14 protein-coding genes are annotated in these 12,855 nt (G+C 44.8%); 12 read left to right on the top strand and 2 right to left on the bottom strand.

Features of this window, described 5'->3' with window-relative positions:
- Complete coding sequence (locus ACHBIF_RS00905) at nt 1–810, bottom strand: MurR/RpiR family transcriptional regulator (protein WP_105161151.1); 810 nt, start codon at nt 808–810, stop codon at nt 1–3.
- A 102-nt stretch (nt 811–912) separates the two neighbouring features.
- On the opposite strand from ACHBIF_RS00905, the gene ybeY reads away from it, so the two are divergent.
- The 12 genes from ybeY (at nt 913) to ACHBIF_RS00845 (ending at nt 10,989) form a co-directional block, all read left to right on the top strand.
- Nucleotides 913–1,410 carry an rRNA maturation RNase YbeY gene (ybeY, locus tag ACHBIF_RS00900; RefSeq protein WP_105110662.1) on the top strand — a complete coding sequence of 166 codons (498 nt, stop codon included), beginning with the start codon at nt 913–915 and terminating at the stop codon, nt 1,408–1,410.
- Nucleotides 1,391–1,792, top strand: a complete 402-nt coding sequence (locus tag ACHBIF_RS00895) for a diacylglycerol kinase family protein (protein WP_105110652.1) — start codon at nt 1,391–1,393, stop codon at nt 1,790–1,792. Before ybeY ends, ACHBIF_RS00895 begins: the two co-directional genes overlap by 20 nt.
- Before the next feature lie 17 nt (nt 1,793–1,809).
- Nucleotides 1,810–2,709, top strand: a complete 900-nt coding sequence (era, locus tag ACHBIF_RS00890) for a GTPase Era (RefSeq protein WP_394718016.1) — start codon at nt 1,810–1,812, stop codon at nt 2,707–2,709.
- A 459-nt stretch (nt 2,710–3,168) separates the two neighbouring features.
- Nucleotides 3,169–3,606: a GNAT family N-acetyltransferase gene (locus ACHBIF_RS00885; RefSeq protein WP_105110654.1), complete on the top strand. Its 438-nt coding sequence runs from the start codon at nt 3,169–3,171 to the stop codon at nt 3,604–3,606.
- Between the two features lies 1 nt (nt 3,607).
- Entirely contained in the window at nt 3,608–4,435 is an 828-nt protein-coding gene (gene mutM, locus ACHBIF_RS00880; protein ID WP_105122610.1) for a DNA-formamidopyrimidine glycosylase, read from the top strand.
- Entirely contained in the window at nt 4,428–5,030 is a 603-nt protein-coding gene (gene coaE / locus ACHBIF_RS00875) for a dephospho-CoA kinase (protein ID WP_394718014.1), read from the top strand. The genes mutM and coaE overlap by 8 nt, the downstream gene beginning before the upstream one ends.
- On the top strand, nt 5,017–6,222 hold the full coding sequence (locus ACHBIF_RS00870) for a multidrug efflux MFS transporter (RefSeq protein ID WP_394718012.1): 1,206 nt from the start codon (nt 5,017–5,019) through the stop codon (nt 6,220–6,222). Before coaE ends, ACHBIF_RS00870 begins: the two co-directional genes overlap by 14 nt.
- Nucleotides 6,222–6,371, top strand: a complete 150-nt coding sequence (gene rpmG, locus ACHBIF_RS00865; protein ID WP_105122613.1) for a 50S ribosomal protein L33 — start codon at nt 6,222–6,224, stop codon at nt 6,369–6,371. Before ACHBIF_RS00870 ends, rpmG begins: the two co-directional genes overlap by 1 nt.
- Nucleotides 6,372–6,417: 46 nt before the next feature.
- Complete coding sequence (gene secG / locus ACHBIF_RS00860) at nt 6,418–6,651, top strand: preprotein translocase subunit SecG (RefSeq protein WP_105110659.1); 234 nt, start codon at nt 6,418–6,420, stop codon at nt 6,649–6,651.
- Nucleotides 6,652–6,929: 278 nt separating this feature from the next.
- Complete coding sequence (gene rnr, locus ACHBIF_RS00855; RefSeq protein WP_394718009.1) at nt 6,930–9,299, top strand: ribonuclease R; 2,370 nt, start codon at nt 6,930–6,932, stop codon at nt 9,297–9,299.
- 2 nt (nt 9,300–9,301) lie between these two features.
- Entirely contained in the window at nt 9,302–9,769 is a 468-nt protein-coding gene (gene smpB, locus ACHBIF_RS00850) for an SsrA-binding protein SmpB (RefSeq protein ID WP_002935771.1), read from the top strand.
- Nucleotides 9,770–10,236: 467 nt separating this feature from the next.
- On the top strand, nt 10,237–10,989 hold the full coding sequence (locus tag ACHBIF_RS00845) for a hypothetical protein (RefSeq protein WP_105110519.1): 753 nt from the start codon (nt 10,237–10,239) through the stop codon (nt 10,987–10,989).
- 775 nt (nt 10,990–11,764) lie between these two features.
- Here the strand turns inward: ACHBIF_RS00845 and ACHBIF_RS00840 are convergent.
- Nucleotides 11,765–12,808 (bottom strand): zinc-binding dehydrogenase, encoded by a 1,044-nt coding sequence (locus tag ACHBIF_RS00840; protein ID WP_125265855.1) that lies wholly within the window; start codon nt 12,806–12,808, stop codon nt 11,765–11,767.
- Between the last annotated feature and the right edge of the window lie 47 nt (nt 12,809–12,855).

Below are 12,855 nucleotides of genomic sequence, written 5' to 3'. Positions count from 1 at the left end.
CTAGTCAACGATTGTTTGTTTAAATATGCTTTCTTTTTTCTCTTGATCTATAGCATGAAAGTATGCGTAGAGAATATCTAACATGATCAATAACGGGATCTGTGGTGAAATGCGATTGCCATAGTTCAAATTGCGAACAGATGCGACAGGGATAAGGGTGTCAATAGGAGTTGTATCAAATTCCCTGGTTGTCAAGAGGGCTGTCTGAATACCTCGCTCGGCTGCCAGAGTCAGGTGGTCGATGATATCCTCAGTATAGCCAGACAGGGAGAGCCCAATCACTAGGCAGTTGGGATCCAGGATATTGGTGGTCCAGATCAGGTTATTGCGGTCGGTAATGGCGTCGCAGACAACTCCCAGGCGCATGAAACGGGACTTAATCTCCATGGCAACGAGGCCTGAACTGCCGGTGCCGTAGAAATAAACCCGCTTGCTTTGGTCAATCAGGTGGGCGATTTCCTGCAGTTTTTCCTCGTCCACCAGCTGGCTGGTCGCAGTTAGAATTTCGTCGTAATCCACCAGGACCTTCTTGGTCAGGTTGTTTTGGACATGTTTAAATTGTTTGTCTAGCTGTTGTTGCTGGTTTTGAAAGGCAAAGACAAATTCCCGATAGCCTGAAAATCCGCATTTCTTAGCAAAGCGGGTCAGGGCAGAAGGAGAAATATGTAGTTCCTGGGTGACGATTTCCAAGCTCAAATCCATGGTCTTGGAGTCCAGGCTTGTAAAGTAGGCCGCAATTTCCCTTTCCAGCTTGGTCATCTGTTCCAGATTGCTGTCGATGATGGCAATGATATTCTGTTCAGCTTTCATAGTAGTTCCCTGTAATAATATAGTGTATTTCTATTATACCATAAAAAAGAATCTTTCTGCCATTTGTGATATAATGTTAAATAGTAAAGGGAATGTATGACCATGTATATTGAAATGATTGATGAAACAGGGCAGGTTTCTGCTCAGATGCAAGAGCAGATTACAGACTTGCTCCAATTTGCGGCGGAGAAAATCGGCAAGCAAAACAAGGAAATGGCTGTGACCTTTGTGGATAATGCGCGTGTCCATGAAGTGAATTTAGAGTACCGGGGGATTGACCGTCCGACGGATGTAGTCAGCCTAGAGTACAAGCCGGAGCAGGAGATTGTCTTTGATGAGGAAGATTTGCTGGACAATCCTGAATTGGCTGAGATGATGGAAGATTTTGATGCCTATATCGGTGAGCTTTTTATCTCCATTGACAAGGCGCGTGAGCAGGCAGAGGACTACGGCCATAGTTTTGACCGCGAAATGGGCTTTTTGGCTGTGCACGGCTTCCTCCATATCAACGGCTATGATCACTACACGCCTGAGGAGGAGGCGGAGATGTTTGGTTTGCAAGAAGAGATTTTGACGGCTTATGGACTTACGAGAGAATAATTCAAAGAAACGCTGGAAGAATCAGAACCTGGTAGCCAGTATGGATTTTGCGGTTTCCGGCTTGATAACGGCCTTTAAGGAAGAGCGCAATATGAAAAAGCATGCGGCAACGGCCTTTTTGGTGGTCTTGGCTGGCTTGATTTTTCAGGTATCGGCTACAGAATGGCTCTTTCTCCTGCTCAGCATTAGCCTGGTGATTGCCTTTGAAATCATGAATTCGGCTATTGAAAGCGTGGTGGATTTGGCCTCGGACTATCATTTTCACATTTTGGCCAAGAATGCCAAGGATATGGCGGCAGGAGCGGTCCTTTTTGTCTCAGGCTTTGCCCTTTTGACAGGATTGATTATTTTTATCCCTAAGATTTGGGATTTGATTTTTTAGGAAAATAAGGAGAATCTATGACTTTCAAGTCAGGTTTTGTGGCGATTTTGGGTCGTCCAAATGTGGGGAAATCGACTTTTCTCAACTATGTAATGGGGCAAAAAATTGCTATCATGAGCGACAAGGCTCAGACTACCCGTAACAAGATTATGGGGATTTACACAACGGACGAGGAACAATTTGTCTTTATCGACACGCCAGGTATTCACAAGCCAAAGACGGCCTTGGGAGACTTCATGGTTGAGTCTGCTTACAGCACCTTGCGTGAGGTGGATACGGTGCTCTTTATGGTGCCTGCCGATGAAAAACGGGGCAAGGGTGATGATATGATTATGGAGCGTCTGCGTCAGGCCAAGGTGCCGGTTATTTTGGTGGTCAACAAGATTGACAAGGTCCATCCAGACCAGCTATTGGAGCAGATTGATGATTTCCGCCAGCAGATGGATTTCAAGGAAATTGTGCCTATTTCTGCAACCCAAGGCAATAATGTCAATCGCTTGATGGAAATTCTCAAGGAAAATCTGGATGAAGGTTTCCAATATTTCCCAGCAGACCAGATTACCGATCATCCAGAGCGCTTTTTGGTGTCCGAGATGATTCGCGAGAAGGTCTTGCACCTAACTCGCGAGGAAATTCCGCATTCGGTGGCAGTGGTTATCGAGTCCATGAAACGGGATGAATTTACAGACAAGGTTCATATCCGCGCGACCATCATGGTCGAACGCGATAGCCAAAAAGGCATTATCATTGGCAAACAAGGAGCCATGCTCAAGAAAATCGGCTCCATGGCCCGACGCGATATTGAACTCATGCTGGGGGACAAGGTCTTCCTGGAAACCTGGGTCAAAGTCAAGAAAAACTGGCGTGACAAAAAACTCGATCTGGCAGACTTTGGTTATAATGAGAAAGAGTATTAAAAACGTCCGGGGGAGTGAAACAGTCTGGGAATAGACTGTTTCAGCTGGTCACCTAAAAATGCGAAAGTGACCATGTGAAAACCCGAGCCTAGAAATTGGAGAGCGAGGAAGGTTCGGGGGAGCGAAGCAGTCCAGTGGATGTTAGAAACTAGTAAGTCGCCTAGGCAATTCCGCAGAGAATTGCCGTTAGTTGAGTAGCGTTTTAATGCATTCAACTTTGGCGAATTAAACCCGAGCTTTAAAATTGTAGAGCGAGGCAGTCAGGGAGTGACCTCAATAGCCCGCTAGCCTTGAAGTAAGAAGACGGCTGTGAGCCTATGGATAGTCTCTAATATTCCGATCCCAGAAATCCGAAAGTGCCGCAATAATGCCATGTTGCTACATCTTTTAGGTAAAAACATATAAAGAAACATTTAGACACCACGTTAGTGGTGTTTTACGTCGCAAAGGAGAGAAAGTATGTCAATAAAATCTGTTACGGAAGAAATAGTTTCTGTTTGGGGTTCATTTGCAAGTTCGGTATGGCAGACAGATAAACAAGTTTTGATGGAAGAATTTGCTGAGGGTAAGTTTCCATTTGAGTTTCTTTATTATTCTTCGTCAGGTATAGCGGTTGCATGGATAAGTTTGTCACTCCGCCATGATTATGTGGAAGGCTGTCAGTTTAGTCCAGTTGCCTATGTAGAAGGAATTTTTGTTCATCCTGATTATCGTGGACAAGGGATTGCTGCCGAATTACTCGATTTTGCAGATTCGTGGGCTAAATCTCATGGAGCACGGGAACTGGCATCTGATACGGATTTTAAAAATAGCCACAGTCAGGCTTTTCATACCAAGAATGGTTTCAGAGAAGTAAGTAGAAATATACATTATGTCAGAAAGGTTGAGGTGGAATAGTATGCCCGAACTTCCAGAGGTTGAGACGGTTCGTCGTGGGCTCAATCGTCTTGTCAAAGGTAAGAAAATTGAACGTGTCCGGGTGGACTATCCTCGTATGATTGTGACTGGTGCGGACAGCTTTCGTGAGCAGTTGGTTGGTCAAACCATCATGGAGGTGGACCGTCGGGGTAAATATTTGCTCCTCTATCTGACAGATTTTGTGCTGATTTCCCATCTGCGTATGGAGGGCAAGTACAATCTCTTCCATGATGTGGTGCCTGCTAGCAAGCACTTTCATGTCTTTTTTGCATTGTCAGACGGTTCTACCTTGGTTTACCAAGATGTCCGCAAGTTTGGCACCATGGAATTGTTGCGGGAAGTGGACTTGGAAGCCTATTTCTTGTCTAAAAAATTAGGTCCTGAGCCGACGGAAGAAGACTTTGATATGGCTGTTTTTCAGACCAAATTAGCTAAGTCCAAAAAGCCAATCAAGTCGCACCTGCTGGACCAAACCCTAGTGGCTGGTCTGGGCAATATCTATGTCGATGAGGTGCTTTTCCGAGCACAGGTTCATCCTGCCCAGGGAAGTTCAACCTTGACAGCAGAACAGGTGGCGGGCCTTCGCCAAGCCACCATTGATGTTTTGGCTCTGGGAGTTGAAAAGGGCGGTTCGACCATTCGGACCTACAAAAATGCCTTAGGCATGGATGGGACCATGCAGGATTATTTACAAGTTTATGGAAAGCAGGGGCAGGCCTGTCCGCGTTGCCAGACGGAGATTGTCAAAATCCAGCTGGGCGGTCGGGGCACGCATTTCTGTCCCCAGTGTCAGGTGAAGCATGGCTAAGGTAATCGGATTAACAGGCGGTATCGCGTCGGGCAAGTCAACAGTGACAGCTTTTTTACGAGAGAAGGGCTATCAGGTCATCGATGCAGACGGGGTGGTTCATGACTTGCAGAAAAAGGGCGGACGGCTCTATCAGGTCTTGCTGGAGGAGTTTGGTCCGGCAATTCTAGCAGCTGATGGTCAATTGGACCGAGTAAAATTAGGCCAGCAGGTCTTTGCGGATAGCCAGTTGCGGGCCCGCTTATCTGAACTGCAGGACCAGATTATTCGGCAAGAACTGTTGGCACGACGGGATTTGCTATCACAGACAGAAGAAGTGGTTTTCATGGATATTCCCCTGCTCTACGAGTTGGATTATAGCGGGGAGGTCGATGAGGTCTGGCTGGTCTATGTCGATGAACGCCAGCAGTTGGCACGGCTCATGGCTCGCAACGGCTATAGCCTGCAGGAGGCGGAGAATCGCTTGGCAGCGCAGCTTTCTTTAGAAAAGAAAAAAGAACGGGCAGATAAGGTGATTGATAACAGTGGGTCGCGGGAGGCGACCTTGGCGCAGGTGGCGTCTTTGGTGGAGGAGATTGGAAATGGACGAGGGTAGTAGTTACTGGAAGCCGAATTTGAAAGTGGCCTGGATTGGGAATTTTTTGACGGGGGTTAGTTTTACCTTGGTCATGCCTTTTATCTCGGTCTTTGTGGAGGAGTTGGGAGTGACTGGCAGTCAGGTGGAGTATTTTGCTGGTCTGGCTGTGTCGACCAATGCCCTGGCGGCAGCTATTATGGCACCGATTTGGGGGAGTTTGGCGGACCGTTATGGTCGCAAGCCCATGATGGTGCGGGCGGCTTTTGCTATGATTTTCACCATGGGTGGGATGGCTTTTGTGCCAAATGTTTTTTGGATGATTGTCCTGCGTGTGTTGAATGGGATTTTTACCGGCTATATTCCCAATGCGACGGCTCTAGTAGCCAGTCAGGTGCCCAAGGACAAGACAGGCTATGCTCTGGGAACCTTGTCAACAGGGGCTGTGGCGGGTAACTTGATTGGCCCGACTCTGGGTGGTTTTTTGGCGGAAATAGTGGGGATTCACAATGTCTTTCTGCTGGTCGGTTTGCTCTATCTCTTGGTGGCGGTTTTGACAGTTTTATATATTCGTGAAGATTTCAAGCCGATGGAAAAGGGGCAGCAGATGATGATTGCAGAGCTCTTTCATCAAATCAAGGACAAGCAGATGATGGTGGGACTGTTTATCACTTCCATGATTATCATTGCAGCGGCTCAGGCTATCGTGCCGATTTTAACTCTTTATGTGCGGCATCTGGGTCAGACGGACAATCTGCTTTTTGTAGCTGGATTTATTATTTCCCTGCCGGGCATGGCCTCGCTGGTGACTTCAGGTCCTTTGGGGAAATTGGGGGACCGAATTGGCAATCACAGGTTGCTGCTCATGGCCTTGGCCTACAGTCTCTTGATCAATGTCCTCTGCGTCTTTGCCCAAAGTCCTTTCCAGCTAGGTGTACTGCGCTTTCTCTATGGTTTTGGTACGGGAGCTCTATTGCCGTCGGTTAATTCCCTCTTGACCAAGTTAACGCCCAAAGAAGGGATTTCGCGCATTTTCTCCTACAATCAGATTTTTAATAATCTAGGTTCGGTTGTGGGACCCATGATTGGGTCAACGACTGCTGCTCATCTAGGCTATGATTGGGTGTTTTATGTGTCTAGCGCTCTGGTTTTGTTTAATCTGATTTGGTCCTTGGTGAATTTTAGAAACTACTTGAAAGTAAGGGAAGTCTAGTGAGAGTAAAAATCAATTTGCAATGTTCTGAATGTGGCAGTAAGAATTATTTGACTAGCAAGAATGCCAAGACCCATCCGGATAAAATCCAGGTCTTGAAATACTGCCCCAAGGAGAGAAAAGTAACCCTCCACCTTGAAACGAAATAGATTCTGTGGTATAATAGCAGGAGTTATTTAAGAAAGTGAAAAAAGTATGTATCAAGTATTATTAACCATTCTGTTGATTTTATCTGTTATTCTTGTGGCGGTGATTTTTATTCAGCCAGCTAAAAACCAATCAAGTAATGTCTTTGATGCTTCTAGTGGTGCTCTTTTTGAGCGGACAAAGGCGCGTGGGTTTGAGGCAGTGATGCAGCGTTTTACAGCCATTCTAGTTGCCCTTTGGTTGCTCAATGCGCTGGTTCTGGTTATCATTTCAAGTAATTAATAGAATCAAATGTAGACTGGGGCAATGCTCTTGGTCTATTTTTTTGGGAGTGGGACAGAACTCGACAAGTATAAAGAGTTCGTCTGCCCACCCCCGCATAAGTTGAATAGGTATGGTTCGGAGCGTTATTCGCGAACTATTGAGATTTGCTTTGCAAATCCTATCTCCCACCTCCAACAATCATTTGATTGTTGGAGCAATCAACCACTGCGTCTGGATATAACGCACACTAAGAGAAATAGTGCTAGATTCTTAACTAGCACTCTGGTAAATACAACATGAAAAACGAAATTATAAACTATATTAAAGCTGTTGGTCCTGTAACCATGGACCAGCTAGCGGACCACTTGCAGGCTAGTTCAGCCAAGGCGTTTACTGACTTGGTCAAGCTGGTTTCCAGCATGGAAGGTAGCCGTCAGCTTGTCTTTGACAATGCGGGTCGAATTGCTTTGCCAACTCCAAAAGTGTCCAAAAACAAGGTAACCTTACAGGGTATTTTTCGTGCCCACAAGTCTGGTTTTGGCTTTGTGACTATTGATGAAGAGGAAGATGACCTCTTTGTCAGCCGTGACGATGTCAACTTTGCCATCGAGGGTGACCGAGTGGAAGTGGCCATTAAGAAAGTGGCTGACAGGCTCAAAGGAACTGCCGCAGAAGCGGAAGTCATTGATATTTTAGAACATAGCCTGAAAACTGCGGTGGGCTTGATTGTTTTTGACGAAGACAAGCCAGAATATGCAGGCTACATCAAGTCTAAAAACCAGAAAATCGCTCAGAAGATTTATATCAAGAAGTCACCTCTGGTATTGACCGGAACGGAAATCCTAAAAGTTGATATTGAAGCCTATCCCAATAAGAAACGGGACCACTTTGTCGCGACCATTCGGGATGTGGTGGGGCATAAGGACGATGTGGGAATCGATGTCTTGGAAGTTTTGGAATCCATGGACATCGTGTCGGAATTCCCTAATGAAGTTTTGGCAGAGGCCAATCGGGTGCCAGAAAGTCCGTCTGAACAGGACTTTGAAGGCCGCTTGGACCTGCGGGATGAAATCGTCTTCACTATAGACGGTGCGGATGCCAAGGACTTGGACGATGCGGTTCATATCAAGCAACTCAAGAACGGTAATCTGGAACTGGGTGTCCATATCGCTGATGTCAGCTATTATGTGACCGAAGGTTCTGCCTTGGACCAGGAAGCTGTCAAGCGTGGGACCTCTGTCTATGTGACCGACCGTGTGGTACCAATGCTGCCAGAACGCCTGTCAAACGGCATTTGTTCCCTTAATCCAAACGTGGACCGTCTAACCCAGTCAGCTATTATGGAAATTGACCGCAAGGGAAAGGTAGTCAAGCACTGGATTGGCCAAACGGTCATCAAAACCACCTTCCGTATGACCTATTCCGATGTCAATGACATGATTGCGGGCAATCAGGAAAAGTTGGCTACATACAAGGCTATCGTTCCAAGTGTAGAGCTTATGGTTAAACTCCATGAAACCCTGGAAAACATGCGCTACAAACGCGGTGCCCTCAACTTTGACACGACTGAAGCCAAAATCATCGTCAACAAGGACGGTCTGCCAGTCGATATCCAACTGCGCCAGCGAGGCATTGCCGAGCGGATGATTGAGTCCTTCATGTTGGCGGCCAACGAGTGCGTTGCTGAGCATTTTGCCAAGCTGGACCTGCCTTTTATCTATCGGATCCACGAGGAGCCCAAGTCAGACAAGTTGCAGAAGTTCATCGACTATGCGACCAGCTTTGGTCTGACCGTCTATGGAACGGCCAGCTCTATCAGCCAGGACGCCCTTCAGGACCTCATGGAGCGGGTCAAGGATCAGCCCTACGCCGATGTTCTCAACATGATGTTGCTGCGTTCCATGCAGCAGGCACGCTACTCGGAGCACAACCACGGCCACTACGGTCTGGGTGCGGAGTTCTACACCCACTTCACCAGTCCTATCCGCCGCTATCCCGACCTGCTGGTTCACCGTATGGTACGGGAATATGGTCACAATCCTGCGGAAAAAGCAGAGCATTTTGAGCAGGTCATTCCAGAGCTTGCCAAGTCTTCGTCTAGTTTAGAACGCCGTGCCATTGAGGCAGAGCGGGAAGTCGAAGCCATGAAGAAGGCAGAATTCATGCAAGAATTTGTTGGGCAAGAGTTTGACGGTGTGGTGTCTAGCGTGGTCAAGTTTGGGCTTTTTGTCGAGTTACCAAATACGGTTGAAGGTCTGATTCACATCACCAATCTCAACGAATACTACCAGTTCCACGAACGAACTCTGACCTTGCAGGGTGAGAAATCAGGTCGTGTCTTCCGTGTCGGTCAGCCAATCCGAATTAAGCTAACGCGGGCGGATAAGATGACAGGGGAAATCGATTTTGCCCACGTGCCGTCCGAGCTGGATATTGTGGAAAAAGCTTTGAAAGCAAAGCGGAGAACGGCTAGTCACTCCAACCGTGACCGTGATGATCGGTCAGGGCGAGGACGGGGCAAGCACCACAAACAAGAAGCTGCTGGTCGCGACAGCGGACGTCACAAGTCTGGGAAAGACCACAAGTCAAAAAGTGGGAAAAAAGACAAGAAAAAGAAACCATTTTACAAAGAAGTGGCTAAAAAGAACAAGAAGAAAAGGAGATAGGCATGGCCAAGGGTGAGGGCAATGTGATTGCACAGAATAAAAAAGCCCGCCACGACTATACCATTGTCGATACAGTGGAGGCGGGGATGGTCCTGACGGGGACGGAGATTAAGTCTATTCGTGCGGGGCGGATTAACCTTAAGGATGGCTTTGCCCAAATCAAGCAGGGCGAGGCTTGGTTGGTCAATGTCCATATCGCTCCCTATGATGAGGGCAATATCTGGAACCAGGAGCCAACGCGAACCCGCAAGCTCCTCTTGCGGAAGAAGCAAATCGAGTCCTTGGGCAATGAGGTCAAGGGAACAGGGATGACTCTGGTGCCCCTCAAGGTCTATATCAAGGACGGCTTTGCCAAGGTCTTGATTGGGCTTGCCAAAGGGAAGCACGACTACGACAAGCGAGAGTCGATTAAACGCCGTGAGCAAGACCGGGACATCAAACGAACCATGAAGGCTATCAATAGTCGATAGACTGGGAGAAATCCTGGTCTTTTTGTTTTAGGAAAATGAAATACAGACTGTGTGACCGTAATGTTCGGAGAAAAAATTGTGCGAATGTTGTTAATATTGATAAGGTGTGTAGCTTTTTTTATACTTCTAGTAAACATCCTGAAGATCTCTATTTGTGCTTTTTACACGACAAGTCAAGTTAACAAGGTAATACTGAACATTGTTGGACAGTAAGTTAGACAGCAATTTGTCAAATAAAAAACAAACTTGAAAAGTTCCAATAAAAATTAGCAAACATCCACTATGTTATTATAATACCCTGTTGTTTACTTATTTGTTTTGTGTTATAATTAATGTGTAATTTTGGTATTTACTATTTGAAAAAGCTAAGAATAAAAACTTTTATTTAATAGTTTGGGATTGGAAAAAGTATTTAATGATAATGTGATACCCTGTTTGTACTGTCTGCAAAAATTGGAGGAATACTGATGAAAAAAATATTTATTTCAATATTTCTAACATGCATGTTGACGATGCTCGGAGCATGTGTTTCAAATTCTGATTCAGATTACTATTATATAGATAGATTTTTTATAGAAGGCGATGAAACAAAATTACGATCTAGTGTAGATCAAATGTCTAAAGACATGTATAACTGGTATCAGAGCATTGAAGGCAAGGATGGAGTTTACATTTTAAACTCTGTTCATTATTCAACCAAGCTATTGAGAGAATGGCGTGATAGTCATTATAATATACATGCACCTGATATGGATTTATGGTATTTTACGGTATCACCAAATTATCTCATAGATACTGGGTTAGATTTACCTGAAAAACTGATAGATCAAGCAAAAAATGGAACTAGATTGTATTTACTACCGGATATATATAGTGAAGAAGATAAGAATAAGATAATAAGTTTTCTTACCACTGATGCATTAAATGGATTAGATGGAAATAATTTATTAGAAACAAGGTTTCAAAATGAACGAACAATTGTGTTTGAAACTTATCATTATGATGGTGGATTAGATTCGCTGACTCAAGGAGAAATAAAAAATCCAATAATATATGTTGCAACCACACAAAACATGAAATTTATTGAGTCTGAAAGTCTTATTGCAACTGGGATAGAAGATGGGTATATCAAATTAACAGAAGAAGCTTACACTAAATATGTTAGAAAACAATTCCCAGAGAATTTGAAGAAGAATCAAGTTACGTTTATTAAACACTAAGTCTTAAAAATAAATTTGTCAATAAGAACCACTGGTGAAAGAAACAAAACAACATTCACAACCTATTTTACAATTGATACGCAGTCAAGATAGTTGTCTTGTTATTTATTGCCTAGTTCATTGCAAATGAATCTATTCGCCATGTCGTTTCTAGCAGATATTAGCTACCAATTTTTTCATAGCAACTGCTTTAATTTTTTTGTAGACAATGCTTTGAATGATTATTGTCATTTAGTTGAATTTAATTAATTTAATCAACTCAGTGAATATAAGGATTTGAAATATATAATAAAATAAAAGTAATTAATTTGTGAATCAACTGGATGCTCTATTGGAACAGGAATTCTGTTGCACATTATCGTTGCTCTGGTCATTGGCGCCAATATCTTGCAGCTTTCTACCATAATCAGTTTTCTAACACATTTTGCTAGTCGTATTACTTCAGGTTTCGACACAATGCCCGTTAGAAAAACTATATCCCAAAACCAGATCCAAAACTGAATCTAAGAGGTCTTTCAAAATACAATCCTTTTTAGAAATGACTGTGTTTTGAATAGATAATAATGATATTGAGTGGATTGATACAATCAGAGTGATAATCTGATATGTAGACTGCTTACACCTTTCTAGTAGTGGAAATGCCCTAATGATAGATAAACAAACCCTCACCACGATTTCTAGGTAGGTGAGGGATTTTACTTTTCTGTGTAATAAGTGATTCAAACTTGGAGATTATTACTAGATACTCTTGAATTTTTTAACCATGTTTGGCACCTTAATCCACCGTCACCATTGCTTTAATAGTTTTGCGGTTGGCCATGTCTCTGTAGGCTTGGTCGATATTGTCTAGGTTGTAAGTTTGGGTGAAAACTCGACCTGGATTGATGTGGCCTTTGAGGACGGCATCTAACAGGAAGTCTTTGACATAGGTTGTCACGGAAGCTGCCCCGCCACCAATGATAATGTTGGTCGAGAAGGTGGAGCCGAGGGCGTGGTTGTTGTAATGTGGAATGCCGACAAAGCCGATGCGACCACCATTGTGAAGCACGCCGAGGGCTTGGTCAATTGAGGCTTCTGTTCCCACACATTCAAGGGCAGCATCAGCTCCACCTCTTAGAATTTCACGGACCTTGGCAATTCCTTCCTCGCCCCGTTCAGCAACAACAGCAGTTGCACCTGATTCCAGAGCCATTTGCTGGCGGTCTGCATGGCGGCTCATCATAATAATCTGAGAAGCCCCTCGCATTTTTGCAGCAATTACAGCACATTGTCCCACTGCTCCGTCACCGATGACGACAACCTTATCACCAGGTTTGACATCTGCTACGCGAGCCGCATGGTAGCCTGTTGGCATGACATCTGCCAGAGTCAAGAGGGATTTGATCATGCCTTCTGAGTAGTCGCTTGGCTGACCTGGTACCTTGATCAAGGCCCAGTTTCCGTAGTGGAAACGGATGTATTGTGACTGGTAATTAATGCCAAAATTTTGTAGACCTGGATGGTTGTCACAGGTACCATCGAAACCAGCACGGCAGGCATCACAGTGTCCACAACCGTGTGTAAAGGGTACAATTACGAAATCACCAGGAACAAGTGTCGTAATGTCCTCGCCAACTTCCTCAACAATCCCGATTGCCTCATGACCAGAGTTTTTATCACCGTATTCATGAGGAACATTGTCATCATAACGCCAGAGGTCAGACCCACAGACACAGGCCCGAACGACCTTGATAATGACATCGTCCTTAGCTTGAAGGCTTGGTTTTTCGACTTCATCAAGGGTCATCTTGCCGGATTTTTCATAAATAGCTGTTTTCATATTTACTATACACCTACATTTACAAGTAAATGTCCTTTCTGAATGAC

Origin of the sequence: Streptococcus sp. A11 (genome assembly GCF_043674225.1) — a bacterium.
Taxonomy (GTDB): Bacteria; Bacillota; Bacilli; order Lactobacillales; family Streptococcaceae; genus Streptococcus; species Streptococcus suis_V.
The sequence above is the reverse complement of the archived record's forward strand: the minus strand, read 5'-3'. Positions and strand labels throughout refer to the sequence as shown.